Source organism: Roseitranquillus sediminis, assembly GCF_016918935.1.
Taxonomy (GTDB): domain Bacteria; phylum Pseudomonadota; class Alphaproteobacteria; order Rhodobacterales; family Rhodobacteraceae; genus Roseitranquillus; species Roseitranquillus sediminis.
Genome location: NZ_JAFFOB010000007.1, coordinates 126,530 through 151,351, shown reverse-complemented (window position 1 = coordinate 151,351; position 24,822 = coordinate 126,530). Strand labels below are relative to the sequence as shown.

Sequence of the window (24,822 nt, the reverse complement as noted above, 5' to 3'; positions counted from 1 at the left end):
CAGGGACTAACCCGCGCACAGCTCCAAAAGAAGCCGAAGGTTCGAACACGATTCGCGCAAAATCGAACACATTCGACAGAGCGCATGCGCGTGACGGACCTATTCGTTGCGTTGCCCCTGAGCTACATTGCCCTGCGAGGGATAGCCTCGAAGGAGTCCCCGGATGGGCCTGAGGCTTGGCGACGTTGCTCCGGATTTCACGGCCGAGACGACCGAGGGAGCACTGAACTTCTACGAGTGGATGGGCGACGGCTACGCCGTGCTCTTCAGCCATCCACGCGATTTCACGCCGGTCTGCACGACCGAGCTGGCGGCCATGGCAGGCTTGATGGAGGCGTTTGCGCAGCGCCGGGCCAAGGTCATCGGCATATCGGTCGATCCGGTCGACGACCACTACCGGTGGAAGCGCGACATCGAACGGCTTGCCCAGCAGCCGGTGACCTATCCCATCGCGGCCGATCCGCAGATGAAGGTCGCCAAGTTATACCGCATGCTGCCCATCGGCGAGAAGCCGGGGCCGGCGCGGGCACCGTCGCAGAACGCCACTGTCAGGGCGGTGTACGTCGTCGGGCCGGACAAGCGGATCAAGCTGATCCTCTGCTATCCGATGACCACGGGCCGCAACTTTGCCGAGATCCTCCGCGCCCTCGATTCGATCCGGCTAATGGCCGAGGAGCAGGTGGCGACACCGGCGAACTGGTGGCCAGGCGACGAGGTGATCCTGACCAACGCCATCAGCGACGCCGATGCGGCCGCGAGGTACGGAACCTTCGAGCGCAAGCTGCCGTACCTCCGGATGGCGCGGCCGAGGGCGCCGGGCTGAGCGACCGGCCGCTGCACCGGCGCGCGGCTAAGCTCGCCTGCGCACTGCTCGGCCGCGACCGCGCCCATTGGCAGGAGGGCTGGCCCGGGCTGGAGATCGCGCGTGGCGTCGAGGTCCGCTACCGCAACCAGCGCCTTTGCGCGCCACAGCCTGTCGCGGCGCTCGACGCGCGCGCGGGCGGGACGATCACCATCGTGGGCTCCGGCCCGTCGATGCGGGACGTCGACCCCGCGCGGCTGCCAGGCTTTCCGATCCTCTTGAACGGCGCTGCCTCGCTCCACGCGGCCTTTACCGATCATGCTGTCGCCGTTGAGGACGAGCGGTTCGTCTGGCGTCACCTCGACATGCTGAAGGCGGCGCTGCGGCCGGAGACGCTGCGGCTTTTCTCGCCCGCGGTCATGCGCGCGCTGGCCGAGCAGGAGCCGGACCTGCTGCGGGACGCGCCGGTCATCGTCATGGAAAACCTGCTGAAGCCGTTCCGGAGCCGGCGCAGGTCGCTGGAGGAGGTGGAGAGCCGGGTCCTCCGCGACGGTGACGCCGCGGTATCGCGGGAGCCGGAGCAGGGCGTGGTCGTGGCGGGGACGGTGGCATATTCGGTGCTGCAGTTCGCGCTGGCCACCGAGGCCCGCCGAATCGCCGTTGCCGGCGTCGATCTGACCAACACGGCGGCGCCCCGGTTCTATGAGACAGCGGGCCGCACCGCTGCGTCGGGTATCGAAGCGGGGCAGGCGAGGATCCTGTCGCACTTCGCGGTGGCGCTCCAACTGGCGGAGGAGCGTTCATCGCGCCTCGAGACGGTGACGCCCGGTTCTGCACTGGAGCGGATCGGGGTAGTCTACGCGCCGCTCTGACGGGCGCGCGCGAACATCGTCGCGCCGGACTTCGAAGCCTTCGTCCGGCCTAGAGCAGCACCGCGCGGATCAGCCAGGCGACGCCACTAAGGGCGGCGACGCTCATGAGCCAGATCGCGGCAAACCATGCGAGCCTGCGGATCAATGGTAGCCCTCGTCGGGGTCGAGCTTGCCGCGAAACACCCAGTACGCGTAGCCGGTGTAGGCGAGGATGATCGGTACCAACACGATGGCGCCCACGAACATGAAGAGCTGGCTCTTGAACGGGCTGGCGGCGTCCCAGATCGTGACTTCGGTCGGGATCACGTAGGGCCACATCGACAGGCCGAGGCCGACGAAGCAGAGCGCGAAGAGGCCCAGAGACAGGACGAACGGCAGCCAGTCACGCCCAGGCGTCAGCAGCGTCCGTGCCAGCACGAGGATTGTCACCGCCACCGCAACGGGCACCGGCGAGAGCAGCAACATTGTCGGCCAGGTGAACCAGCGCGAGAAGTAGATCGGCTCGAGGAACGGTGTGGCGAGGCTGACGGCGACGATGAAGCCGACGGTGGCGAAGCCGAAGGTTCGCGCCAGCGCCCGTGCCCGGTCATGCACCTCGCCTTCGGTCTTCAGGATCAGCCAGCAGGCGCCGAGCAGGGCATAGCCGCAGGCCACCGCGACGCCGCAGAGAAGCGAGAACCAGGTCAGCCAGTCGAGCCATCCGCCGCCATAGGCGCGCCCGTCGACCTCGATGCCCTGCAGGAGCGCGCCGAGAATGACGCCCTGCGAAACGGCGGCGAGCAGCGAGGCGCCGAAGAAGGCGGCATCCCAGAACCACTGAGAGAAGCGCCGGACAGTGCGCCACCGGAACTCGAACGCGACGCCGCGAAAGACGAGCGCGAGCAGCATCGCGATTACTGGCGGATAGAGCGCCGGCATGATGATGGCATAGGCGAGGGGGAAGGCGGCGAAGAGGCCGCCGCCGCCGAGCACCAGCCACGTCTCGTTGCCATCCCAGACCGGCGCGACCGAGTTCATCAGGAGGTCGCGGTCGCGCTTGGTCGGGAAAAGCGGGTAGAGGATGCCGATGCCGAGGTCGAAGCCGTCCAGGATCACGTAGACATAGACGGCGAAGGCCAGCAGCAGCGCCCAGGCGATGGTGAGGTCGATGGAGACGAACATCGCGTTACTCCGCCATCTGCTCGGGGTTCTGCCGGGCGACCTGCGGCGCCGGGGTCGAGCCGGCGGTGCGGATTGGCCCGGGCTCGACGCGCACGCCGCGCTGGCCGGGCTCGGGCGGGTGGCTCATCAGGCGCAACAGGTAGATGACGCCCGCGCCGAACACCGCGAAGTAGATCAGCACGAAGGCGACGAGTGACGAGCCGACCGCGCTCGCGGCGATGGGAGAGACCGCGTCCGCCGTTCTGAGCTGCCCGTAGACCACATAGGGCTGGCGTCCGACCTCGGTGGTGATCCAGCCGGCGATGACGGCGACGAGGCCGGAGGGGCCCATCACGAGCGCCGCCCGGTGCAGCCACGTATCGTCGAAGAGCCGTCCGCGAAACCTCGCGAGGAGCGACCAGAGCCCGACCCCCGCCATTGCAAACCCGAGCGCGACCATTACACGGAACGACCAGAAGACGACCGCCACCGGCGGCTCCTCCTCGTCGGGAATGGTGTCCAGCCCCTCGACCGGCGCGTCTAGGCTGTGGTGGAGGATCAACGACGAGAGCTTGGGGATGCCCACCGCGTAACGCAACTCGCCCGCCTCCTGGTCGGGTACGCCAAAGAGGTAGAGCGGCGCGCCGTCCGGGTAGCTCTGGAAGTGGCCCTCCATGGCCATGACCTTCTGCGGCTGGTGCTCCCGGGTGTTGAGACCGTGAAGGTCGCCCAGGAAGATCTGCAGCGGTGCCACCAGCGCTGCCATCCACATCGCCATGGAAAACATCGTCTGGACGCCATGGTTGCGCGCATGGCCGCGTAGCAGATGCAGCGCCCCGACCCCGCCCACGATGAAGGCGGTGGTCAGGTAGGCGGCGGTGAGCGTGTGGGCGAGACGGTAGGGAAAGGACGGCGAGAAGATGATCTGCAGCCAGTCCTCCGGCAAGAACTGTCCGTTCTCCGCCATCGCGTAGCCCACCGGCGTGTGCATCCACGAGTTGACCGAAAGGATCCAGGTCGCCGAGATCGCCGTGCCGACCGCGACCATGAGGCAGGCGAACATGTGCAGGCCATTGCCCACGCGCTCGCGCCCGAAGAGCATGATGCCGAGGAATCCCGCTTCGAGGAAGAACGCCGTCAGCACCTCGTAGGCCATGAGCGGGCCGATCACCGGACCGGCGAGGTCCGAGAAGACCGACCAGTTGGTGCCGAACTGGTAGGACATGACGATGCCCGAGACGACGCCCATGGCGAAGGTGATGGCGAAGATCTTCAGCCAGTACTTGAAGAGCCGGAGATAGGCCTCCTCCCGCGTCCAGAGGAACATGCCGTTCAGCACGGCGAGGTAGCTTGCCAGGCCGATGGTGAAAGCTGGAAAGATGAAGTGGAACGCGACAGTAAAGCCGAACTGGATCCGCGCCAGCATGATCGCGTCGAGGCTTATGAAGGTGTCCATCACTCCGCTCGAGTTGTTCTGACAACCCGAACCTTAGTTCGGCGCGGAGGGCGGACACCCCTCCGCGCCGGAACTCATTGACGCAGGTGTTCGTCGAAGAACGCCAACGTGCGGTCCCATGCGAGCGTGGCGGCCGCCTCGTCGTAACGCGGCGTGGTGTCGTTGTGGAAGCCGTGGTTGACTTCAGGATAGAAGTGCACGCTGAACGGCACCTGGTTCTCTGCCAGCGCCTGAGAGTAGGCGGGCCACCCCTCGTTTATGCGCTCGTCGAGCCCGGCATAGTGGATCATCAGCGGCGCTTTGATCCGGGAGACCTCCTCGGCGGCCGGCTGGCGGCCATAGAAGGGAACGCCCGCGGCGAGGTCGGGGTAGGCGACGGCCAGCGCGTTGACGACGCCGCCGCCGTAGCAGAAGCCCACGGCGCCCACGCGGCCCGTCGAGTCGGGGTGGTCGCGCAGGAACTCGTAGGCAGCGAACCAGTCCTCCATCAGTTGGGCCCCGTCGAGCTGCTGCTGCATCTCGCGGCCTTCCTCGTCGTTGCCGGGATAGCCGCCGAGCGACGTGAGAGCGTCGGGTCCGAAGGCGAGGTAGCCTGCCTTGCCGAGCCGCCGCACCACGTCCTCGACGTAGGGATTGAGGCCGCGATTCTCGTGGATGACGAGGACGGCCGGCAGCGGCGGCGTGGCATCGGCGGGTCGCGCCATCAGGCCGCGCATCGTGCCGTGGCCCTGCGGTGACTCGTACTCCACCGTCTCGGTCGTGATGGCGGGGTCGTCGGGCGGGACCTGCTGCGCAAGCGCGTAGTTCGGCGCGAGTTGCTCGAGGATCATCGCCCCCGTCACGCCGGCGGCGGCGTACTTACCGGCCCGTGCGATGAACTCGCGCTTGGTGAGCTTGCCGTGCACGTAGCCGTCGAAAATTTCGAGGATGCGCGGATCGAAGTCGCTGGCCTTCATTCGGTTCATGAGATTCTCCCTGCTGGCGCGGCGGCCTGCTGCGGGTTCCCCACCATCGGTTCGCCGTCGCAGGCAGCCTAACCCGGCGTCAGCTTGACAGTCGCGCGATAATTGCGGTGTCGGACCGGGTCAGGCTGCCGCAGCTGGCGCCAGCCGATGCGCCTCAGACTTCGCAGGTCTCGCGGACAAGCGCGATGCGAGCGTCAATCTGGTCCCCGTAGCGGCCGGACAGGATTTCCCGGCGGTCCTCCACGTCGCTGCGCGCGACCATGACGGCAAGCCCACCCGCGCCGAGGGACGAGGCGAGCACGCGGGCTTTGCGGGCATCGGTCGGTCGTGCGGCATCCAGCGCGGCGATATCCTGCTCGGCGCTGTCGCAGTCGATGTCGCCGCTCAGCAGGGCGCGTTCCTCCTCAGGGATGACTGTGCAGGCCGCGAGCGTCAGTGCGAGGGCGACGAGCGCGAAGCGTGCGGGCATGGAACCTCCTCCGTTCGGTCCGAAGGGACCTAGCCCGGAAGCCCGCCCTATCCATCAGGCGGAGCGGCGCCGGGCGACGAGGACGAGCACGAGGACCGCCGCGAAGGCCAGCGGTGCCGTCGCGGGCAGCGGGATCGGCGCCAGGAGTTCGGTGCGCACGATCTGCTGCAGCCTTTCGTGAACGACAGAGTTCGGATGCACGCCGTCGATGAAGAAGCGGTCCTGCGCCGTCTGCGCATCGCACCGGAGCGGCTGCGCGAAGACGAGCGCGGCCTGAGTCGAAGGAAAGACACACGGGAGCGTCGCCGTCTCGAGCCCGAGCGCGGCCGGATTTCCGATCGCATCGTTCAGGATGCTGAAGATGTCGATCTCGGTAATGCCGATACCCTGCGCCTCCAGCAGGGGGATGGCCGCGTCGAGGGTCGCGTTGAAGGCAAGCGCGGCGGCGCGCGCCTCGGCGGCGAGGTCCGGGCGGAAGAGGTTGAAGGCCGGGACTCGCGAGAAGTCCGGCAGGTTGAAGAGCACGAAGTCCGAGATGCCGCCGAGGGTGGCGAGCATGCTCGAGCCCTGGACGACGTCGGCCGCCGCCTGCGTCGCCTCGGCAATGGCGCCGCTCCCCAGGGCACCGAAGACGTCGTTCGAGCCGAACCAGAGCGAAGCCAGCGGCCGCGCCCCCCGCTCGCCGGGGCTGGTGGTCTGGAGGTATCCCCCGACCTGCGTCAGGAGGTCCGGAATAGGACCGCCGCCGCTCGCCTCGGCGCCGCCGAAGGCGAAATTCTCGGCATCGAGGCCCGCGGCGTCGAAGTCGGCAAGGAGCGGCTCGTTCCACACCGGGCCATTGCTGAAGCGCCCATTGGCGTAGGGCGCGCCGCCTGTCTCGGCCAGCCAGACCGGATCAGGCAGGTTGCCGTTGTCGCTCAGGCTGTCGCCGAAGACGTAGAAACCGGTGAAGAGGTCGGTAACCACGCCGGCACTTGCCGGAGCGGTTGCGGTCAGCGCGACGGCGGCGGCGAGGACCCAGGATCTCATGGCGCGCTCCGTGCATGAAGCTCTCGGGAGCAGGTAGAGCCCATCTCGCCCATGAACAGCAAGTGCCAGGGGTCATGAAAAAGCCCCGGCCGCTGGCCGGGGCTTGAACCTTCAGGTATGGAAGAGACGCCGTCAGCCGGCGGCCTCCTCCTGCTCCTTGGTGCGTTCCTGCCCGGTCTCCTGATCGACGACCTTCATCGACAGGCGCACCTTGCCGCGGTCGTCGAAGCCCAGCAGCTTGACCCAGACCTCCTGACCCTCGCTCAGGGCGTCGGAGGGGTGGTTAAGCCGCTTCTCGGCGATCTGGCTGACATGCACCAGTCCGTCGCGCTTGCCGAAGAAGTTCACGAAGGCGCCGAAGTCGACGAGCTTCACGACCTTGCCCTTGTAGACCTTGCCCTCTTCCGGCTCCGCCACGATCGAATGGATCATGTCGTAGGCCTTCTGAATGGCTTCGCCGTTGGGCGAGGCGATCTTGATGACGCCGTCGTCGTTGATGTCGACCTTGGCGCCCGAAACCTCGACGATCTCGCGGATCACCTTGCCGCCCGAGCCGATCACTTCGCGGATCTTGTCGGTGGGAATGGTCATCGTCTCGATGCGCGGGGCGTGGACCGAGAAGTCGCCGGCCTCGGTCAGCGCCTTGGCCATCTCGCCCAAGATGTGCATCCGGCCGTCGCGGGCCTGCGCCAGCGCCTGCTCCATGATCTCGGGCGTGATGCCCGCGACCTTGATGTCCATCTGGAGGCTGGTGATGCCCTGGTCGGTTCCAGCGACCTTGAAGTCCATGTCACCGAGGTGATCCTCGTCGCCCAGTATGTCGGTGAGCACCGCGTACTGGCCGTCATCCTCCAGGATCAGGCCCATGGCGACGCCCGCGACCGGCGACTTCAGCGGCACGCCCGCATCCATCATCGAGAGCGAAGAGCCGCAGATCGTCGCCATCGACGACGAGCCGTTCGACTCGGTGATCTCGCTGACCAGTCGGATCGTGTACGGGAAGTCGGTCGCCGGCGGCAGAACCGCCTGCAGTGCGCGCCAGGCGAGCTTCCCGTGCCCGATCTCGCGCCGTCCCGGAGGGCCGACACGTCCCGCTTCACCGACCGAGTAGGGCGGGAAGTTGTAGTGCAGCAGGAAGTTCGAGCGGAAATTGCCGTGCAGGGCGTCGATGATCTGCTCGTCCTCGCCGGTGCCGAGCGTGGTGACGCAGAGCGCCTGCGTCTCGCCCCGTGTGAAGAGCGCCGAGCCGTGCGTCCGGGGCAGGAAGCCCACCTCCGATTCGATCGGGCGGACCGTGGTGCGGTCGCGGCCGTCGATGCGGGCGCCGCCCTTGATGATGTCGCCGCGCAGGATGGAGCTCTCGAGCTTCTTGAAGGCGGAGCCGAGGTTCGGGTTGGCGAGCTCGTCCTCGCTCAACTGCTCCTTTACCGCCGTGCGGGCGGCCGAGATGGCGCTGGTCCGCTCCTGCTTGTCGCGGATCGCGAAGGCGGCGCGCATCTGCTCCTCGCCTAGCGACTTCACCCGGTCGTAGAGCGCGCTGTAGTCGGGCGGCTGGAAATCGAACGGCTCCTTCGCCGCGTCTTCGGCGAGGTCGATGATCAGGTCGCAGACGGGCTTCAGCTGCTCGTGCGCGAACTTGACCGCACCCAGCATCTCGGCCTCGGTCAGCTCGTAGGCCTCCGACTCGACCATCATCACCGCGTCGCGCGTGCCCGCGACCACCAGGTCGAGCCGCTGCTCGGGATTGGCGCGCAGGTTCTGCATGTCGTCGACGTCGGGGTTCAGCACGTAATCGCCGCCGACGAAGCCGACGCGGCAGCCGGCAATCGGGCCCATGAATGGCGCGCCCGAGAGCGTCAGCGCGGCCGAGGCGGCAATCATCGCCACGATATCGGGGTCGTTGGCGAGGTCATGGCTCAGAACGGTGCACATCACGAGCACCTCGTTCTTGAAGCCCGGCACGAAGAGCGGCCGGATCGGCCGGTCGATCAGGCGGGCGGTCAGCGTCTCCTTCTCGGTCGGACGCGCCTCGCGCTTGAAGAAGCCGCCCGGCACCTTGCCCGCGGCGTAGTATTTCTCCTGATAGTGGACGGTGAGGGGGAAGAAGTCCTGCCCCTCCTTCGCCTGCTTGGCGAAGGTCACGTTGGCCATCACGGAGGTCTCGCCCAGCGTGGCGATGACCGAGCCGTCGGCCTGACGGGCGACCTTGCCCGTTTCGAGCGTGAGGGTCTCGTCCCCCCACTGCATGGATTTGCGCGTCAAGTTGAACATCTCGTTTCCTATCGGTGGCCGGTCGGGGCGTATCCCCTCGGGCCGTTGCGTACGGGCCGGATGCCCGTGGCCTCGTCTTCGTCATCCCGATCGCGCGCGTAAGGCCCGGCGCAGGCGATCCCTCGGATAGAGAAACGCGCCCCGGAGGGCGCGGTTCAAGTCGTCAGCGGCGAATGCCGAGGCGCTGGATCAGGTCCTGGTAGCGCTTTTCGTCCTTGCCCTTGACGTAGTCGAGCAGCTTGCGGCGCTGGGCCACGAGCTTGAGCAACCCACGGCGGGAATGATTGTCCTTCTTGTGGGTCTTGAAGTGCTCGGTCAGCGTCGCGATGCGGCTCGTGAGCACGGCCACCTGGACTTCCGGCGAACCGGTGTCGCCGTCCTTGGTGGCGTATTCCTTCATCAGGCGCTGCTTTTCTTCGGCAGTGATCGACATCGGGATCTCCTTTGGATTGGGTGATGGCGCAGGCCGGGATGTCGTCCAGCACAGGCCCGTGGAGGCCGCCCGTTCGTTCGGGCGGATGCGGGCCAATAGAGGAAATGTCGCCGCAAGGGAAGCCCGCCCGTGAATGGGCGCGACCCGTCGCAGATGGGTCACCTCTCTGTGCCCGCCAACCCTCGCCTGCCGGAGGTCAGAGCCAGAGCGTCGGCTCGACGGCGTAGGCGACGTAGAGCGGGTGGCGCGGCTCGCCCTGCGACGTCAGGCCCAGGTGCAGGACGGGTCGGCAAATCCGCCTCAAGTCGGCCGCCGCCGCCGCGCCACGTCCGAGGAGGCGGCCGTGTGCTCCCCATGCCGCCACGATATCGTCGGCCCAGGCGACCGCCGCCTGCAACTCGCCGTGGTTCTCCGCTCCGACCGGGTCCGCTGCTCGCGCCAGTTCGGCAGGCCGCGTGGCACGAAACGCGAAGATGTTGGCGACCCGCATGGCGCCGTAGCCCATACGGTGCGATCGACGCTCGCAGCGCTCGATCGTCGGGTCGTTACGCACCTCGCTCGCGGTCGACGGGTTGAGCATTACCCAGAGGATGCGCCGTGCGGCGGCGTCCCACTCCCGCGTCAGCGCATAGCGGTAGAGGCCGCAGGGCGAGTAGGTCGCGGCGCTTGTCGTGCCGGCCTTTTCGTGCCGCCGAACGATCACCGAAAGACGCGCGCCGGGTGCAGTATGCCGCCGGCGACGCGCCCGATCGCGACAGCTCGCCCGCCGTGGGAGGCCCACGCGATCGGCGCGTCGGATCCCGCGACCGGCGCGGGGTTGCCGTGCGCCAGCCGGCCCGCCGCCGCATCGTCGCAAGGCGCTTCGGGCAGGCCGACGAGAGCGGTCTCCACCGGCCTCAGCTGCGCCTCGGGCTCTGCCTCCACTTCCGCAAGTGCGACCGCATGGTCCTCTCGAAATGGGCCTGCCGCGATCCGCCGGAGCGTCAGGACATGGCCGAGGCATCCCAGCGCCTCGCCCAGATCGCGGGCGATCGAGCGGACGTAGCCGCCCTTGCCGCACGCCATCTCCAACTCGACGTGATCGGCATCGGGCCTGTTCACCATCACGAGCCGCTCGACCCTGAGTGGGCGCGCGGGAATCACGACGTCACCGCCTGCGCGCGCCACCTCGTGGGCGCGCCGCCCCTCGACATGAATCGCGGAGTAACGCGGCGGAGCCTGCATGATGTCGCCGGTGAAGCGCGGCAGGATACTATGGAGCGCTTCGTCAGAGGGGCGCTCTAGGGAGGTGGCGATGATCTCGCCTTCGGCGTCGTCAGTGTCGGTGGCTGCGCCCAGCCGGACGGTGAAGCGATAGCTCTTCGACGCGTCAGCGACGAAGGGCATCGTCTTCGTCGCCTCGCCGAGCGCGACCGCCAGCACGCCGGTGGCCGCCGGGTCGAGCGTGCCCGCGTGCCCCGCCTTGCGCGCGTCGAAGGCGCGGCGCACCCGGCCCGTCACCTGGGTCGAGGTCGGGCCGGCGGGCTTGTCGACGATGACCCAGCCCGAGACGTTGCGGCCCTTGCGGCGGCGCCCCATCAGTCGGCGGGCACGACCGTGCCGAGGATCGGCCCCATCGCGCGGCCGAGGTCGCGCCGCCCGATCGCCGGCGCCCAGAGCCGGGAGACGCTGCCGTCGAGATAGAGCGCATCCGGCGTCTCCAGCCGGTCGCGGAAGAGCCGCCCGAACTCGTGGAACGTCACTGGCTGGTCCGAGATCGCCAGCACCACCGTCCCGTCCTCGCGCACGCCGACGCCGTTGCGGATGTGGCGCGAGGTGCTGTCCGGCAGGAAGCGCGGGTGCAAAGCCCCGTCGATGACCAGCATTGGCCCCGACTGCGATGCATCCCGGCACTCCGGGCGCTCCTCGGCGAAGCGGCGGCTCTCCACGACGGAGGCCGACCCGTCGCTGAGGCACAGGACCCCGTTCGGCAGCAGGCCGAAGTTGCCGGGCCCGGCGCGGGTGACGACCGGCTGCACCTCGGTCCCGTCCTCGATGTAGAGCCCGACGGGCCGGCGGTCGTCGTGGTACATCCCGCCGTTCATCGCCACGCCCAGCGCCTTGCCCTCACGCCGGAGCGCCGCGTCCAGGCGCGGGAAGTGGCCCCAGGGCGCGCCGCGCTCGTCGGCGTGGAAGAGGCGGAGCGTCGTCGTCGCCGGGTCGAGCTCGCAGATCGTGTGGTCGAGGCCGTCGAAGGTGATACGCTCGCATTCCTGCGCCGCCGCGGGCACCGCCGGTGCAAGACCCAGCGCAATGATCAGCGCGCGCAGCATCGGGTCATTCCCCTTCGACGTCGCGCCGCACCGCATCGCTCTCGAAGAGGCGGCGCGTCTCGTCCATCCGGTCGAACGTGTCGTCGATCTCGAACCTCAGCTCGGGCGAGAACTTCAGCGTCAGGTCCTTGGAGATCGCGCGCCGCAGCTCGCCCCGGTTGCGCCTGAGCGCCGCCAGTGCCTCGTCCCGATGCTCGCCGCCCAGCGGCAGGACATAGGCCGTGGCGACGCGCAGGTCGGGAGACGTGCGCACCTCTCCCACGGTGATCGAGAGGCGGTTCAGCTCCGGATCGTGGATGTCGCCCTGGTTCAGCACGTCGCTCAGGGTGCGGCGGATCAACTCGCCCACCCGAAGCTGCCGTTGTGACGGCGCGCCGGTTCCGCTCCTGCGTGACATGGCGCCGGTCTATGCCTGCCGGGGAACCTTCGCAAGCGGCCTTTGCCCTCCGCGGCGCGGGCGGCTATGAGGTCGTGCATGAGCGAATTGCCTGGGATCGTGGTGACGGGGGCGTCGGGCCGGATGGGCCGGATGCTGGTGCGTCTGGTGGTCGAAAGCGCCGAGGCACGCCTGGTCGCGGCGCTGGAGCGGCCAGGTCATGACTGGATCGGGCAGGATGTCGGCACGGCGATGGGCGAGGCGCCCGTGGGCGTGGCCGTGACCGACGACGCGGTCGAGGCCTTCGCGCGGGCGCAAGCGGTGATCGACTTCACCGCGCCGGCCGCGACGGTGGCCTTTGCCGGCCTCGCGGCGCAGGCTCGCGCGGTACACGTCATTGGCACAACGGGGCTCTCGGAGGACGATCTGCGGCGGCTTGCTGCGGCGGCGCGCCATGCGCCGATCGTGCGGGCGGGAAACATGAGCCTTGGCGTCAACCTGCTGGTTCAACTGACGCGGCAGGTGGCGGCGGCGCTGGACGAGGACTGGGATGTCGAGATCGTCGAGGCGCACCACCGGATGAAGGCCGATGCGCCTTCGGGCACGGCGCTGATGCTGGGCGAGGCGGCGGCCGAGGCGCGCGGAGTGGTCTTGTCCGATGTGGCGGACCGGGGCCGCGACGGCATCACCGGGGCGCGTAACAGGGGGCACGTCGGCTTTTCTGCCATCCGCGGCGGCGACATCGTGGGCGAGCACGACGTGATCTTCGCCGGTGCAGGCGAGCGTATCGTGCTGCGCCACGTCGCGACCGATCGGGCTGTCTTCGCCCGCGGCGCGCTCAAGGCGGCGCTCTGGGGTCAGGACCGGAAGCCCGGCGAATACGACATGCTCGACGTTCTGGGCTTGCGCGACGGCTGAGCCTCAGAAGTCGACGGCGATGCCCTTGCGCTCCCAGTCGCCGAAGCGAACCGGCTCCGGCCCCTCGCGACCGCCGCGCTCGGGGGGGAAATCCTGGTCCGCAGCCTGCCGACGGCGCGCCTCGGCCTCTTCCAGCGCACGGCGGGCGGCGGGCGGCAGATCATCGACAGGTTCGGGCATCGCACCCTCGTGCTTGGCTCTGGCGCTCGATATACGCCGCGGCGGCGGCGATGCAACGCCGGCGACCGGAGGATGACGTGGAGCAGGAGGCACGGCGCGCGGCGCTGAGACTGATCGGTGCGGTGACGATGGAGCGCCGGCTGCTCTCGGACGCGCTGCCGCGGGAGACGGCGGCGCTCGCCCCGGCGGAGCGGGCGCGGGCGCAGCGGCTGGCGACCGAGACGCTGCGCTGGGCCGACCGCGCGGACCGGATGCTGGGGCCGCACCTGCGTCGCAGGCCGCCACAGCAGGCGCTCGACGCGCTGCGGCTCGGCACCTGGGAGATCTGCGGCGATGGCGCCGCGCCGCACGGTGTGGTGGATGCGCTGGTCGGGCTGATGGGGCAGGACCGGCAGACCCGCAATCAGGCGGGCATGGTCAACGCCATCTTGCGACGGCTGGCCGAGGCGGGGCACGAGGCGTGGGACACGCTGCCGGTGCCGCGGCTGCCGCGCCCCTTGCGCAAGCGGCTCCTCGCGGCGTGGGGCCGGCCGGCCGCCGAGGCGATGGAGGCGGCGCACGCCGCCGGCGCCCCGCTCGACGTGACGCCGAAAGATGTGGATGCGGCGACGCTGGCCGCGCGCCTGGGTGGCGTGGTGCTGCCGACGGGCAGCGTGCGGCTGGCGCGTGGCGGGCAGGTGTCGGCCCTGCCGGGGTATGCCGAAGGCGACTGGTGGGTGCAGGACGCGGCGGCGGCCCTGCCGGTGCGGCTGGCAGACCCGCAGCCGGGCGAGCGCGCGCTCGACCTCTGCGCCGCGCCGGGCGGAAAGACCCTGCAGCTCGCGGCGGCGGGCGCGGAGGTGACGGCGCTAGATCTGTCGGCGGCGCGGATGAGGCGGCTGGAGGACAACCTCGCGCGCTGCGGGCTTCGGGCCGAGACGGTGGTCGCGGATGCGCTCGATTGGAACGGCGGCGGCTTCGACCTCGTGCTGCTCGACGCGCCCTGCTCGGCGACGGGCACCATTCGCCGTCACCCCGACCTGCCGCACGCCAAGGCGCTGGGCGACATGGAGCCGCTGCTGGAGTTGCAGAGGGCGTTGATCGACCGCGCCGTCGCGGCGCTGCGGCCGGGTGGGCGGCTCGTCTTCTGCACCTGCTCGATCTTGCCCGAGGAGGGCGAGGCGCAGGTCCATTCCGCCCACGCGCGGCACCCGCGACTGCGCACGGTGCGTCCGGAGGCTGAATGGATCGAGGAAGGGTGGGTCGACAAGCAGGGCGGTCTGCGGCTGCGCCCGGACTACTGGCCCGAGCGGGGCGGCATGGACGGCTTCTACATCGCCGTGCTGCGCGGTTGAGCGTCTGCTGACATGGCACCGTCGCGCGGCGTAGGATGAGCGGCGAGCCGAGGAGGGGCGCGTGATCGAGCGGAACATCGCGAGGAGCCGACCGCAGCGCTGGGGCGACGCGCTGCATGCGCGGACTGCCGGCCGCGTGGCCGCCGCGGCCGAGCTGGTCCGGCCATCCGAACCGCGCAGTATCGGCAGCGTCGCGCGCGGCCGTGACCTGCTCGCCGGGCATTTCCTCTTCGCGGGCTACCTCGTCGAGAGCCCCGGCGTGATCCCTTGGGACATCACGCCGCCGGGTCCCGCCTTTGCCGCCGAGCTGCACGGCTTCGGCTGGCTGGACGACCTCGCCGCAGTGGCCGAGCCCGAGGCCGACGCGCTGGCGCGGGACTGGACCGAGGCGTGGCTCGTCCGCTACGGCGCCGGCCGCGGGCCTGGATGGTCGGCGCCGCTGACGGGGCGGCGGGTACTGCGCTGGCTCCATCACGCCGAGCTGTTGCTCGACCCCGAGTACGCGGGCCTGCGCGCGCGGCTGATGCGGGCGCTGGGCCGGCAGACGCTTTTCCTGGCGCGTCGGTGGCAGGCGGCGCCGCCCGGCCTGCCGCGGATCGAGGCGCTGAGCGGGCTGGTCCACGCGGCGCTGGCGATGAGCGGCCGCGCCGAGCGCGTGGCGCCGGCGACCGCGGCGCTCGACCGGGAATGCCAGGCGCAGATCGGCTCAGACGGCGGCATCGCCACGCGGAACCCCGAGGAGCTCCTGGAGATCTTCACGCTGCTCACCTGGAGCGCCGACACGCTTGTGCGGACCGGCCGTCGACCCGGTGCTCCGCTCCTCGCGGCGATCGCGCGCATCGCGCCCACCCTGCGGAGCCTCCGCCACGCCGATGGCGGCCTCGCCCGCTATCACGGCGGCGATCGCGGCGCGCCAGGCCGGCTCGACCTCGCGCTCTTTACCTCCGGGGTGCGGCACCGGCCACCGGAGGGCGACGCGGCGATGGGTTACGCGCGGCTGCGGCAGGGCCGCACGAGCGTCATCGCCGACGTGGCGGTGCCGCCGATCGGCGCGGCGGCGTCCACCGCGCACGCCTCGACGCTCGCCTTCGAGCTGACGTCGGGGCGGCGGCCGCTGATCGTGAATTGCGGCTCGGGCGAGAGCTTCGGCGACCGCTGGCGCCGTGCGGGCCGCGCCACCGCCTCGCACTCCACGCTGGCGGTCGAGGGATATTCCTCGTCGCGCTTCGGCGGCACCGGGCGCAAGGCGGACCTCCTGGTCGACGCGCCGCGCGACGTCCGGCTGGAGCGCGAAGAGGGCGAGCAGGCCGAGGTGCTGGTAGCAAGCCACGACGGCTATGTCGGTACACACGGCCTCGTCCATGTGCGCGAGTTGGAGCTCGCGTGGGACGGACGGCGGCTGAGGGGCGAGGACACGCTCGTCGCGCTCGACAGCGGCAATCGCAAGCTTTTCGACCGGATGATGCGGCGCGAGGGCGGCGTGCGCTTCGCCGCGCGCTTTCACCTGCACCCCGATGTGGACGCCGAGCTGGACCTCGGCGGCAAGGCGGTCTCGCTCGCGCTGCCGAGCGGCGAGGTGTGGGTGTTCCGGCTTCTGGAGGGGACGGCGCACCTGTCGCTGGAGAACTCCGTCTACCTCGAAAAGGGCCGACGCCAGCCCCGCGCCACCCGGCAGATCGCGCTCTTTTCCTCGGCGCGCGAATATGCGACCCGCCTCGCGTGGTCGCTGGCCAAGACGCAGGATACGCCACTGGCGCTGCGCGACCTCGAGCGTTGAGTCCCGGAGACCTGAGATGACCGACCAGATCATGCCGCGCCGCGCGCTTCTTTCCGTGTCCGACAAGAGCGGGTTGGCTGAGCTGGGGCGCGCGCTGGCGGAACACGGCGTCGAGCTGGTCTCGACCGGAGGCACCGCACGTGCGCTGAGGGACGCGGGCCTCGCGGTGCGCGACGTGGCGGAGCTGACAGGCTTTCCCGAGATGATGGACGGGCGAGTCAAGACGCTGCACCCGGCGGTGCACGGCGGCCTGCTGGCGCTCCGCGGCGAGCCGGCGCACGAGCGCGCGATGGCCGAAAACGGAATTGCGCCGATCGACCTGCTGGTGGTGAACCTCTACCCGTTCGAGGCGACCGTGGCGGGCGGCGGCGACTACGATGCCTGCGTCGAGAACATCGACATCGGCGGCCCGGCCATGCTGCGTGCGGCGGCCAAGAACCACGCGCACGTCGCCGTGGTGACGGACCCCGAGGATTACGCGCCGCTGCTCGAGGAGCTGGGGCGGGGCGGCATCTCCGCCGGCACGAGGCGGCGGCTGGCGCTGACCGCCTTCGCGCGGACGGCCGCCTATGACGCGGCGGTCTCGGGCTGGCTGGCGGGCGAGCTGCGCGAGGTGCCGCGGCGGCGGGCGGTCGCGGGACGCCTCGTGCAGACGCTGCGTTATGGCGAGAACCCACACCAGTCGGCCGCCTTCTATGCCGACAGCTCCGCCCGGCCCGGCGTCGCCACCGTCCGGCAGATTCAGGGCAAGGAGCTGAGCTACAACAACATCGCCGACACCGACGCGGCAATGGAGGCGGTGGCCGAGTTCGACGGCCCCGCCTGCGTCATCGTCAAGCACGCCAATCCCTGCGGCGTCGCCACCGCGGGATCGCTCGCCGACGCCTACGCACGGGCGTTCGACTGCGACCGCGTCTCGGCCTTCGGCGGGATCGTCGCGCTCAATCGCCCGCTCGACCCGGCGACGGCCGAGCGGGTGGCGGAGATCTTCACCGAGGTGGTCGTCGCGCCGGGGGCCGATCCCGACGCGATGGCGGTGCTGGCGGCGAAGAAGAACCTGCGCCTTCTCCTGACTGACGGCCTGCCGGACCCCCGCGCGCCGCGCCACGCGGTACGCAGCGTTGCGGGCGGCCTTCTGGTGCAGGACGCCGACACCGGGATGGTGCGCGAGGACGAGTTGCAGGTGGCGACGCAGCGTGCCCCGGACGCGCGCGAGATGGCGGATCTGTTATTTGCGTGGCGGGTGGCCAAGCACGTCAAGTCGAACGCCATCGTCTATGCCCGGGACGGCGCGACCGTCGGCATCGGCGCGGGCCAGATGAGCCGGATCGACTCCACCCGCATTGCCGCCCGCAAGGCGCAGGACATGGCCCAGGCGCTGAGCCTGGCGGAGTCCCCCGCCCGCGGATCGGTCGTCGCCTCCGACGCCTTCTTCCCGTTCCCCGACGGGCTGATGACCGCGGCCGAGGCGGGGGCGACGGCGGTGATCCAGCCCGGCGGCTCGGTCCGCGACGACGAAGTAATTGCGGCGGCCGACGCGGCGGGCCTCGCCATGGTTTTCACCGGCCAGCGGCACTTCCGCCATTGAGCCTGCGCTGGACAGTCTGGACGGCGCTGGCGACGCTGGCGCTCGACCAGATCACCAAGGTGGTGGTGGTCTGGTGGATGGACCTCGCCCTGCGCGGGGTGATCGAGGTCTGGCCGCCCTACCTGACGCTCAGGATGGCGTGGAACCGCGGCGTCAACTTCGGCCTCTTCGCCGGCGGCGACACGACACGGTGGATCCTGATCGCGCTGGCGCTCGGCATCGCCGCATGGGTCGGCTGGTGGATGTGGCGGCAGCGGCCTGGGCCGGCGGTGCAGGCGTCGGCGGGCCTGCTGATCGGCGGCGCGGTGGGCAACGTGATCGACCGGCTGCTCTACGGCGCGGTGGCGGATTTTCTGAACATGTCTTGCTGCGGGATCGAGAACCCCTACGCCTTCAACGTGGCCGACATCGCGATCTTCCTTGGCGCGGCTGGGCTGGCCCTGCTGGCGGGCGACGGGCGGAACAAGAGATCGTGACGCGACCGATGCGCTGCGGTAGAGAGGGCCGGAACGGACGAAGGACGGCGATGAGACTGACCCCTCTGATCGTGGCGCTGGCGCTGCTCGCGGGCTGCGGGGGCGGTGAGCCGCGCCTGCTGAACCTCAGCACGCCGGGCGAGGGCCCGGACGAGTTCCGCATCCTGCCCACCAAGCCGCTGGAGCTGCCGCAGGAAAGCGCAGCGCTGCCGCCGCCGGCGCCCGGTGGTCGGAACCTGGCCGATCCGACGCCCGAGGCAGACGTCTATGCCGCGCTTGGCGGGAACCCCGCGGTGCTGGGCCGGCCGGTCGATGGCGGCATCGTCAACTATGCCACACGCCTCGGCGTCGCCCCGGCGATCCGACCCGAGCTCGCCGCCGCGGACCGGGAATTCCGGCGCCGCAACGACGGGCTGCTGCTCGAGCGGATCTTTGGCGTGAACACCTATTTCGACGCCTATGCGCGGCAGTCCCTCGATCAATACGCCGAGCTTGAGCGGTTCCGCCGCGCCGGCATCCGCACGCCGGCCGCGCCGCCCGAGGGGACCGAGCCGCAGCTCGTCGTGCGGCCGCCGGACGCGCCGGCGCCACGCTAGCGCGCTCACGTTCGCGCCAGCCCGCTTGATGCGGTTTCGGCCGGTGGTATCTGTCGCTCTGACCTGCACACCGGAAAAGGTTGGTTCGATGATCCGACGGCTCGCCGCACTCGCCGCCACCTGCCTCGCGCTGCCTGCCTGGGCTGACGACCACGTGACGACTTTCGCGCTCGAGAACGGCATGGAGGTCGTGGTGATCGAAGACCACCGCGCCCCGGTTGTCGTCCACATGGTCTGGTACAGGGTGGGCTCGGCCGACGAGCCGGCGGGCAAGTCCGGCATCGCCCATTACCTCGAGCACCTGATGTTCAAGGGCACCGACGACGTGGCGCCGGGCGAGTTCTCGGACCTAGTGGCGGCGCAGGGAGGCACCGACAACGCCTTCACCTCCTACGACTACACCGGTTACTTCCAGCGCGTCGCGGCGGACCGGCTGGACCTGATGATGGAGCTCGAGGCCGACCGGATGCGCGGCCTCGCCCTGACCGAGGAGCTTGCGCTGCCGGAGCGGGCCGTGGTGCTGGAGGAGCGTACGCAGCGCACCGACAGCGATCCAGGCTCGGTCTTTTCCGAGCAACGCACCGCAGCGCAGTACCTCGCCCACCCATACGGCATTCCGGTGATCGGCTGGCGTCACGAGATTGCGGAGCTGACGCTGGACGACGCGCTTGGGTTCTATCGCGAGAACTACGCCCCGAACAACGCGATCGTGGTCGTGGCGGGCGACGTGCAGCCTGACGAGGTCAGGGCGCTCGCCGAAGAGCATTACGGCCCCCTGGAGCCGAACCCGGAGCTCGAGCCGCGCGCCCGGCCGCAGGAGCCACCGCAGCTCGTCGAGCGGCGGATGACCTACAGTGACCCGCGCGTGGCGCAGCCCTACATCGTGCGGACCTATCTCGCACCAGAGCGCGATCCGGGCGACCAGCGCGAGGCCGCGGTTCTGACGATGCTCTCGGAGCTGCTCGGCGGCTCGTCGGCGACCTCCTGGCTCGGCCGGCAGTTGCAGTTCGACGAGCCGCTCGCGATCTACACTTCGGCCTTCTACAACGGGCTCAGCGTGGACGACACGACCTTCGGCCTGACCGTGGTTCCGGCGCCCGGCGTTGCGCTGGACGAGGCGGAGGCCGCCCTCGATGAGGCGCTCGCCCGCTTCGTCGAGGAGGGCGTCGACGCCGAACAGTTTGAGAGGATCAAGATGCAGGTCCGCGCTGCCGACATCTATTCGCGCGACGACGTGTCCGCGCTCGCCCGTCGTTACGGTCAGGCGCTGACAGTTGGTCTCGCGGTCGACGACGTCGAGGCGTGGCCCGAGATCCTCCAGTCCGTGACGGAGGAGGAGGTGATCGCCGCGGCGCGCACGCTGCTCGACAGGTCGAACGCGGTCACTGGCTGGCTGACCGGACCGGAAGACGGTGATATCCAGGAGGTAACTCAATGATCCGAGCCATGTTCGCGGCAGCCTTCTCGCTCGTCGCCCTTCCGGCGCTGGCCGCGGTCGAGATCCAGGAAGTCACATCGCCCGGCGGCATCGACGCGTGGCTTGTCGAGGAGCATTCGATCCCCTTTGTCGCACTCGAGATCCGCTTTCAGGGCGGTGCATCTCTGGACGCAGAGGGGAAGCGCGGCGCGATCAACCTGATGACGGGACTGCTGGAGGAGGGCGCGGGCGACCGCGACGCCCAAGAGTTCGCCGCCGAGGTCGAGGGGCTCGCCGCCAGCTTCTCCTTCGACGTCTACGACGATGCGCTTAGCGTCTCCGCCCGCTTCCTGACCGAAAATCGCGATGAGGCCGTGACGCTCCTGCACGAGGCGCTGACCGAGCCGCGCTTCGATGAGGGCGCGATCGAGCGGGTCCGCTCGCAGGTGTTGTCGATCATCCAGTCCGACGCCACCGACCCTTCCTCCATCGCCAGCCAGACCTTCGACGGTCTCGCCTACGGCGCCCACCCCTACGGCAGCGACACCAGCGGCACGGTGGAGAGCGTCTCGGCGCTGACGCGGGACGATCTGATCGAGGCGCATGGGCGGGTGCTGGCCAAGGACCGGCTCTTTGTCTCGGCCGTGGGCGACATCACTCCCGATGAGCTGGGCGAGATGCTCGACTCGCTCTTCGACGGGCTGCCGGCGGAGGGGGCGCCGATGCCGCCGTCGGCGACGTTCGAGCTGGGACAGGGTGTGACCGTGGTCGACTTCGACACGCCGCAGTCGGTGGTGCGTTTCGGCCAGCCGGGCATCGACCGCGACAGCCCGGACTTCTTCGCGGCCTACGTCGTGAACCAGGTCTTCGGCGACCAGTCCTTCGGCAGCCGCCTGATGAGGGAGGTGCGTGAGAAGCGCGGCCTCACCTACGGGATCGGCACCTACCTCGTGAATCAGGACTACTCCGATACGCTCCTCGGCCAAGTCGCCAGCGGGAACGAGAGCGTGGCCGAAGCGATCGACGTGGTGCGGGACGAGTGGGCGCGCCTGTCAGAGGAAGGCGTGACCGAGGCAGAGCTGGAGGCGGCGAAGACGTATCTGACTGGCGCCTATCCGCTGAGGTTCGACGGCAACGGTCCGATCGCCCGCATCCTCGTTGGGATGCAGATGGAAGGCCTGCCGCCATCCTACGTCAACACGCGCAACGATATAGTCGAGGCGGTGACGCTGGAGGACGCGAATCGCGTGGCGGCCGAGTTGTGGGACCCGGAATCGCTGCACTTCGTGGTTGTCGGACAGCCAGAGGGCCTCTCCGCCACCAACTGATTTCCTGTTGGTCGCGCGGCCCGGCTCATGCTACCCTTAGTGGCATGGGCCGACCTGAGCGCAACATAAGCCAGCCAGTCATACGCCAGCTTGACGAGGCGGCGGTAAACCGCATTGCCGCGGGCGAGGTGGTCGAGCGTCCCGCCTCGGCGGTAAAGGAGCTTGTCGAGAATGCGTTCGACGCGGGCGCCGGGCAGGTCGAGGTCTGCATCGAGGACGGCGGCAAGACGCTGATTCGCGTGCGCGACGACGGCTGTGGGATTGCCGCCTCGGACCTGCCGCTCGCGCTGTCACGGCACGCCACCTCCAAGATCGATGGCACCGACCTGCTCTCCATCCATACCTTCGGGTTCCGCGGCGAGGCGCTGCCGTCTCTCGCGGCGGTCGGGCGGCTCTGCGTCGTCTCCCGGGTCGAGGGCTACGATGCGGCGGAAATCCGGGTGACGGGGGGGCGGGCTGAGCCCGTGCGCCCCGCCGCGCTCGATCGCGGCACGGTTGTCGAGCTTCGCGACCTCTTTTCGGCGACGCCCGCGCGGCTCAAGTTCCTGCGCTCGGACCGGGCCGAGGCACAGGCGGTCACGGACGTGGTGCGCCGGCTCGCCATGGCCGAGCCGCGCATCCGCGTCACCCTGCGCGACGGCGAGCGAGTCGTGCTGCGCTTTGACCCCGCCCGCGGCACGTCCGCCGAGGCGATGCTGTCGCGTCTTGAGGCGGCTTTGGGTCGGGACTTCGCCGAGAACGCGCTGCCGCTCGACGCCGAGCGCGAGGGACTGCGGCTGACCGGGCTCGCCGCCCTGCCGACCTATTCGCGCGGTGCGGCGGTAATGCAGTACCTCTTCGTCAACGGCCGTCCCGTGCGGGACAAGCTGCTCGCCGGCGCACTCCGCGGCGCCTATACCGACCTCCTGCCGCGAGGCCGTCACCCGGCAGCGGCATTGTTCCTGGAATGCGATCCGCGCCTCGTCGACGTCAACGTGCACCCGGCCAAGACCGAGGTGCGCTTCCGCGATCCGGGCACCGCGCGGGGCCTGATCGTCTCGGCCGTCCGCCACGCCCTCGCCGGTGCCGGGCACCGCACCGCCAGCACACGCTCGGCCGCGGCGCTGGGCGCGATGCGGCCCGAGCCGGCCGAGCCGCGCGTCTACCAGATGGACCGGCCGGTCCATCGTCCGGCGGCGCCGCCGCCGCAAGCGGGCTTCGCCGAACCGCCCTCGGCGCGGCTGGAGCCCGAGCCCGCCGCATCTGACCACCCGCTCGGCGCGGCGCGCGCGCAGCTGCACGAGACCTACATCGTGGCGCAGACGGCGGACGGCGTGGTCATCGTGGACCAGCACGCCGCACACGAGCGGCTGGTCTACGAGCGGCTCAAGAGCCAGATGGGGCGAGAAGGCGTCCGGGCGCAGGCGCTACTGGTGCCCGACATCGTGGAGCTCGCGCCCGATGCGGCGGAGCGCCTGCTGGACGAGGCGGAGACGCTGGCTTGCCTGGGCCTGACTGTGGAGCCCTTCGGGCGCGGCGCGATTGCCGTGCGCGAGACGCCGGCGCTGCTCGGCCAGGTGGATGCGCGGCGGCTGGTCCACGACATCCTCGATGCGCTGGACGAGGGCGACGCGCCGCTCGCGGGCCGGCTGGAGGAGGTGCTGAGCCGTGTCGCCTGCCACGGCTCGGTCCGCGCGGGCCGTCGGATGAATGGCGAGGAGATGAATGCTCTCCTGCGCGAGATGGAGGCCACGCCGCACTCGGGCCAGTGCAATCACGGCCGGCCCACCTACGTCGAGCTCAAGCTCTCGGACATCGAGCGCCTCTTCGGCCGCACCTGACCGCGGGCGCCAAGGCCGGGCGCGATAACGGACGCCCCCCTTCAGATGCCGATGATCGGGCCCAGCAGCCTTGGGATCCATGAGCGGAAGCGCAGCCGCGAATCGGTCGCCGCGAGGCAGATGCAAGGCGCGCCCGGCTCCGCGATGGGCTGATGCTGTATCGTCGGGTCCGCCGTCTCCACGTCGCCGGGCCCGAAGCGGTCCACCTCGTCGCTGAACGCGCCGCTCAGCACCATGGTCAGCTCCATCCCGCCGTGGGTGTGCTCCGGCACCGCCTCGCCCGCGGGGATGTAGAGGAGCCGCGCCGTCGCCTCGTCGCCGGTCTTCAGCACCATCTGTCGTACGCCGCCGCCGACCGGGCGCCAGCGGATCGCGTCGACGTCGCCGCCGACATAGTCGCTGAGCGGAATCGGCAGCGTGCCCGCCGACCGCCGCGGGGCAGGATCGGGATCGCCCGGCGTACCGCGGATCATGGCCAGCGTCCGCTCCAGGCTGGCGTCTCCCATCTCCGCCGTGCCGACAGACGTCAGCGTCGCGCCGCCCACCGCCTCGAATGCTCCGAGGCGCGCGCGGCACTCGTCGCAGAGAGAAAGGTGGCTCGCCGCGACCAGCGCGAACGCCTCCGGAAGCGTCCCGGCCGAATAGGCCAGCAACGTCTCGTCCGTCAGGTGATGCCGTATTGTCCCCATCGTCGCCGTCATCCCATCGCGTGCCGGAGCCGGTCCAGCGCCAGCCGGATACGCGACTTGATCGTGCCGAGCGGCAGGCCGGTCTCCGCCGCAATTTCCGAGTGGCTGAGCTCGCCGTAGAAGGCGCGCGCCAGCAGGTCCCTCTGCTTCTGCGGCAGCTCGGCGATGGCCTGTCCCAGCCGCTCGGCCTCCTGCTGCATCGCAATCACGTCCGCCTGGTCCGGCTCGTGCTCCGGTCCCCAGGGAAGATCCTCCGGCTCGGGCCGCCGCTGCCGGCGCAGCACGTCGATCCGGCGATTGCGCGCAATCGTGTAAATCCAGGTCGCGACGCTCGCCCGCGACGGGTCGAACATGTGCGCCTTGCGCCAGAGCGTCGCCATCACGTCCTGCGTGCATTCCTCGGCCAATGCCGCGTCGGCGCCGGAGCGGATGAGAAACGCCTTCACCCGCGGCGCAAAATGCCGAAACAGCTCGGCGAACGCGGCCTCGTCCTTGTCGTGGTGGATGCGGCGGATGTGGCCGACCCAGTTCTCTTCCATCGTCTCCGCCGACGGCATGCCCTTGCCTTCGATTG

At 69.9% G+C, this 24,822-nt stretch carries 26 protein-coding genes; 11 read left to right on the top strand and 15 right to left on the bottom strand.

Features of this window, described 5'->3' with window-relative positions; all coding sequences use genetic code 11:
• The first annotated feature begins 163 nt into the window (after positions 1–163).
• Entirely contained in the window at positions 164–823 is a 660-nt protein-coding gene (locus tag JM664_RS04115) for a redoxin domain-containing protein (protein WP_227418639.1), read from the top strand.
• 194 nt (positions 824–1,017) lie between these two features.
• A complete protein-coding gene (locus tag JM664_RS04110; protein WP_227418638.1) occupies positions 1,018–1,674 on the top strand; it encodes a glycosyl transferase in 657 nt (218 codons plus the stop codon).
• Positions 1,675–1,723: 49 nt separating this feature from the next.
• Here the strand turns inward: JM664_RS04110 and JM664_RS18640 are convergent, their stop codons facing one another.
• The 12 genes from JM664_RS18640 to rbfA form a co-directional block, all read right to left on the bottom strand.
• Positions 1,724–1,819, bottom strand: a complete 96-nt coding sequence (locus JM664_RS18640) for a DUF2474 family protein (protein WP_264465503.1) — start codon at positions 1,817–1,819, stop codon at positions 1,724–1,726.
• On the bottom strand, positions 1,816–2,835 hold the full coding sequence (cydB, locus tag JM664_RS04100; RefSeq protein WP_227418637.1) for a cytochrome d ubiquinol oxidase subunit II: 1,020 nt from the start codon (positions 2,833–2,835) through the stop codon (positions 1,816–1,818). The genes JM664_RS18640 and cydB overlap by 4 nt, the downstream gene beginning before the upstream one ends.
• A gap of 4 nt (positions 2,836–2,839) precedes the next feature.
• Complete coding sequence (locus JM664_RS04095) at positions 2,840–4,270, bottom strand: cytochrome ubiquinol oxidase subunit I (protein ID WP_227418636.1); 1,431 nt, start codon at positions 4,268–4,270, stop codon at positions 2,840–2,842.
• A gap of 74 nt (positions 4,271–4,344) precedes the next feature.
• Positions 4,345–5,235 carry a YghX family hydrolase gene (yghX, locus tag JM664_RS04090; RefSeq protein WP_227418635.1) on the bottom strand — a complete coding sequence of 297 codons (891 nt, stop codon included), beginning with the start codon at positions 5,233–5,235 and terminating at the stop codon, positions 4,345–4,347.
• Between the two features lie 154 nt (positions 5,236–5,389).
• Positions 5,390–5,704 carry a hypothetical protein gene (locus JM664_RS04085; RefSeq protein WP_227418634.1) on the bottom strand — a complete coding sequence of 105 codons (315 nt, stop codon included), beginning with the start codon at positions 5,702–5,704 and terminating at the stop codon, positions 5,390–5,392.
• A gap of 54 nt (positions 5,705–5,758) precedes the next feature.
• Positions 5,759–6,733 carry an SGNH/GDSL hydrolase family protein gene (locus tag JM664_RS04080; RefSeq protein ID WP_227418633.1) on the bottom strand — a complete coding sequence of 325 codons (975 nt, stop codon included), beginning with the start codon at positions 6,731–6,733 and terminating at the stop codon, positions 5,759–5,761.
• 132 nt (positions 6,734–6,865) lie between these two features.
• On the bottom strand, positions 6,866–9,004 hold the full coding sequence (gene pnp / locus JM664_RS04075; RefSeq protein ID WP_227418632.1) for a polyribonucleotide nucleotidyltransferase: 2,139 nt from the start codon (positions 9,002–9,004) through the stop codon (positions 6,866–6,868).
• 163 nt (positions 9,005–9,167) lie between these two features.
• Positions 9,168–9,437: a 30S ribosomal protein S15 gene (gene rpsO, locus JM664_RS04070; protein ID WP_227418631.1), complete on the bottom strand. Its 270-nt coding sequence runs from the start codon at positions 9,435–9,437 to the stop codon at positions 9,168–9,170.
• Between the two features lie 196 nt (positions 9,438–9,633).
• Entirely contained in the window at positions 9,634–10,140 is a 507-nt protein-coding gene (locus JM664_RS04065; protein WP_227418630.1) for a DUF1643 domain-containing protein, read from the bottom strand.
• The gene (truB, locus tag JM664_RS04060; protein WP_227418629.1) at positions 10,137–11,015 is read right to left on the bottom strand and encodes a tRNA pseudouridine(55) synthase TruB; all 879 of its coding nucleotides are present in this window, start codon (positions 11,013–11,015) and stop codon (positions 10,137–10,139) included. Before truB ends, JM664_RS04065 begins: the two co-directional genes overlap by 4 nt.
• A complete protein-coding gene (locus JM664_RS04055) occupies positions 11,015–11,749 on the bottom strand; it encodes a phosphodiester glycosidase family protein (protein WP_227418628.1) in 735 nt (244 codons plus the stop codon). Before JM664_RS04055 ends, truB begins: the two co-directional genes overlap by 1 nt.
• Before the next feature lie 4 nt (positions 11,750–11,753).
• Positions 11,754–12,146, bottom strand: coding sequence for a 30S ribosome-binding factor RbfA (gene rbfA / locus JM664_RS04050; RefSeq protein WP_227418627.1), 393 nt, complete (start codon positions 12,144–12,146; stop codon positions 11,754–11,756).
• A 78-nt stretch (positions 12,147–12,224) separates the two neighbouring features.
• Here rbfA and dapB point away from each other — a divergent pair, with 78 nt between their 5' ends.
• Complete coding sequence (gene dapB, locus JM664_RS04045) at positions 12,225–13,043, top strand: 4-hydroxy-tetrahydrodipicolinate reductase (RefSeq protein WP_227418626.1); 819 nt, start codon at positions 12,225–12,227, stop codon at positions 13,041–13,043.
• Between the two features lie 3 nt (positions 13,044–13,046).
• Here dapB and JM664_RS04040 read toward each other — a convergent pair whose 3' ends face one another.
• Complete coding sequence (locus JM664_RS04040) at positions 13,047–13,223, bottom strand: DUF1674 domain-containing protein (protein WP_227418625.1); 177 nt, start codon at positions 13,221–13,223, stop codon at positions 13,047–13,049.
• A gap of 50 nt (positions 13,224–13,273) precedes the next feature.
• Here JM664_RS04040 and JM664_RS04035 point away from each other — a divergent pair, with 50 nt between their 5' ends.
• From JM664_RS04035 to mutL, 8 genes are all read left to right on the top strand, one after another.
• Positions 13,274–14,557, top strand: coding sequence for an RsmB/NOP family class I SAM-dependent RNA methyltransferase (locus tag JM664_RS04035; protein WP_227418624.1), 1,284 nt, complete (start codon positions 13,274–13,276; stop codon positions 14,555–14,557).
• 61 nt (positions 14,558–14,618) lie between these two features.
• Positions 14,619–16,334: a heparinase II/III family protein gene (locus JM664_RS04030; protein ID WP_227418623.1), complete on the top strand. Its 1,716-nt coding sequence runs from the start codon at positions 14,619–14,621 to the stop codon at positions 16,332–16,334.
• Positions 16,335–16,350: 16 nt separating this feature from the next.
• On the top strand, positions 16,351–17,922 hold the full coding sequence (gene purH, locus JM664_RS04025; RefSeq protein WP_227418622.1) for a bifunctional phosphoribosylaminoimidazolecarboxamide formyltransferase/IMP cyclohydrolase: 1,572 nt from the start codon (positions 16,351–16,353) through the stop codon (positions 17,920–17,922).
• A gap of 2 nt (positions 17,923–17,924) precedes the next feature.
• Entirely contained in the window at positions 17,925–18,398 is a 474-nt protein-coding gene (lspA, locus tag JM664_RS04020) for a signal peptidase II (protein WP_227418783.1), read from the top strand.
• Positions 18,399–18,448: 50 nt separating this feature from the next.
• Complete coding sequence (locus JM664_RS04015; RefSeq protein WP_227418621.1) at positions 18,449–18,994, top strand: DUF3035 domain-containing protein; 546 nt, start codon at positions 18,449–18,451, stop codon at positions 18,992–18,994.
• A gap of 88 nt (positions 18,995–19,082) precedes the next feature.
• A complete protein-coding gene (locus JM664_RS04010; protein WP_227418620.1) occupies positions 19,083–20,432 on the top strand; it encodes a M16 family metallopeptidase in 1,350 nt (449 codons plus the stop codon).
• Entirely contained in the window at positions 20,432–21,739 is a 1,308-nt protein-coding gene (locus tag JM664_RS04005) for a M16 family metallopeptidase (RefSeq protein WP_406675768.1), read from the top strand. Before JM664_RS04010 ends, JM664_RS04005 begins: the two co-directional genes overlap by 1 nt.
• A gap of 44 nt (positions 21,740–21,783) precedes the next feature.
• Complete coding sequence (mutL, locus tag JM664_RS04000; RefSeq protein WP_227418618.1) at positions 21,784–23,559, top strand: DNA mismatch repair endonuclease MutL; 1,776 nt, start codon at positions 21,784–21,786, stop codon at positions 23,557–23,559.
• A 41-nt stretch (positions 23,560–23,600) separates the two neighbouring features.
• On the opposite strand, the gene JM664_RS03995 is transcribed toward mutL, so the two are convergent.
• Together JM664_RS03995 and JM664_RS03990 are read right to left on the bottom strand one after the other, a co-directional pair.
• Positions 23,601–24,260 (bottom strand): ChrR family anti-sigma-E factor, encoded by a 660-nt coding sequence (locus JM664_RS03995; protein ID WP_227418617.1) that lies wholly within the window; start codon positions 24,258–24,260, stop codon positions 23,601–23,603.
• On the bottom strand, positions 24,257–24,787 hold the full coding sequence (locus JM664_RS03990) for a sigma-70 family RNA polymerase sigma factor (RefSeq protein WP_227418782.1): 531 nt from the start codon (positions 24,785–24,787) through the stop codon (positions 24,257–24,259). Before JM664_RS03990 ends, JM664_RS03995 begins: the two co-directional genes overlap by 4 nt.
• Between the last annotated feature and the right edge of the window lie 35 nt (positions 24,788–24,822).

What these genes read in the sequence shown, in the direction of transcription:
- purH (WP_227418622.1), top strand. Translation starts at nt 16,351, where the DNA reads ATGACCGACCAGATCATGCCGCGCCGCGCGCTTCTTTCCGTGTCCGAC.
- yghX (WP_227418635.1), bottom strand. Translation starts at nt 5,235, where the DNA reads ATGAACCGAATGAAGGCCAGCGACTTCGATCCGCGCATCCTCGAAATT.
- mutL (WP_227418618.1), top strand. Translation starts at nt 21,784, where the DNA reads ATGGGCCGACCTGAGCGCAACATAAGCCAGCCAGTCATACGCCAGCTT.
- dapB (WP_227418626.1), top strand. Translation starts at nt 12,225, where the DNA reads ATGAGCGAATTGCCTGGGATCGTGGTGACGGGGGCGTCGGGCCGGATG.
- JM664_RS04010 (WP_227418620.1), top strand. Translation starts at nt 19,083, where the DNA reads ATGATCCGACGGCTCGCCGCACTCGCCGCCACCTGCCTCGCGCTGCCT.
- rpsO (WP_227418631.1), bottom strand. Translation starts at nt 9,437, where the DNA reads ATGTCGATCACTGCCGAAGAAAAGCAGCGCCTGATGAAGGAATACGCC.
- JM664_RS04055 (WP_227418628.1), bottom strand. Translation starts at nt 11,749, where the DNA reads ATGCTGCGCGCGCTGATCATTGCGCTGGGTCTTGCACCGGCGGTGCCC.
- cydB (WP_227418637.1), bottom strand. Translation starts at nt 2,835, where the DNA reads ATGTTCGTCTCCATCGACCTCACCATCGCCTGGGCGCTGCTGCTGGCC.
- JM664_RS04085 (WP_227418634.1), bottom strand. Translation starts at nt 5,704, where the DNA reads ATGCCCGCACGCTTCGCGCTCGTCGCCCTCGCACTGACGCTCGCGGCC.
- JM664_RS04015 (WP_227418621.1), top strand. Translation starts at nt 18,449, where the DNA reads ATGAGACTGACCCCTCTGATCGTGGCGCTGGCGCTGCTCGCGGGCTGC.
- truB (WP_227418629.1), bottom strand. Translation starts at nt 11,015, where the DNA reads ATGGGGCGCCGCCGCAAGGGCCGCAACGTCTCGGGCTGGGTCATCGTC.
- JM664_RS03995 (WP_227418617.1), bottom strand. Translation starts at nt 24,260, where the DNA reads ATGACGGCGACGATGGGGACAATACGGCATCACCTGACGGACGAGACG.
- JM664_RS04040 (WP_227418625.1), bottom strand. Translation starts at nt 13,223, where the DNA reads ATGCCCGAACCTGTCGATGATCTGCCGCCCGCCGCCCGCCGTGCGCTG.
- rbfA (WP_227418627.1), bottom strand. Translation starts at nt 12,146, where the DNA reads ATGTCACGCAGGAGCGGAACCGGCGCGCCGTCACAACGGCAGCTTCGG.
- pnp (WP_227418632.1), bottom strand. Translation starts at nt 9,004, where the DNA reads ATGTTCAACTTGACGCGCAAATCCATGCAGTGGGGGGACGAGACCCTC.
- JM664_RS04115 (WP_227418639.1), top strand. Translation starts at nt 164, where the DNA reads ATGGGCCTGAGGCTTGGCGACGTTGCTCCGGATTTCACGGCCGAGACG.
- JM664_RS04080 (WP_227418633.1), bottom strand. Translation starts at nt 6,733, where the DNA reads ATGAGATCCTGGGTCCTCGCCGCCGCCGTCGCGCTGACCGCAACCGCT.
- JM664_RS04095 (WP_227418636.1), bottom strand. Translation starts at nt 4,270, where the DNA reads ATGGACACCTTCATAAGCCTCGACGCGATCATGCTGGCGCGGATCCAG.
- JM664_RS04035 (WP_227418624.1), top strand. Translation starts at nt 13,274, where the DNA reads ATGCAACGCCGGCGACCGGAGGATGACGTGGAGCAGGAGGCACGGCGC.
- JM664_RS03990 (WP_227418782.1), bottom strand. Translation starts at nt 24,787, where the DNA reads ATGGAAGAGAACTGGGTCGGCCACATCCGCCGCATCCACCACGACAAG.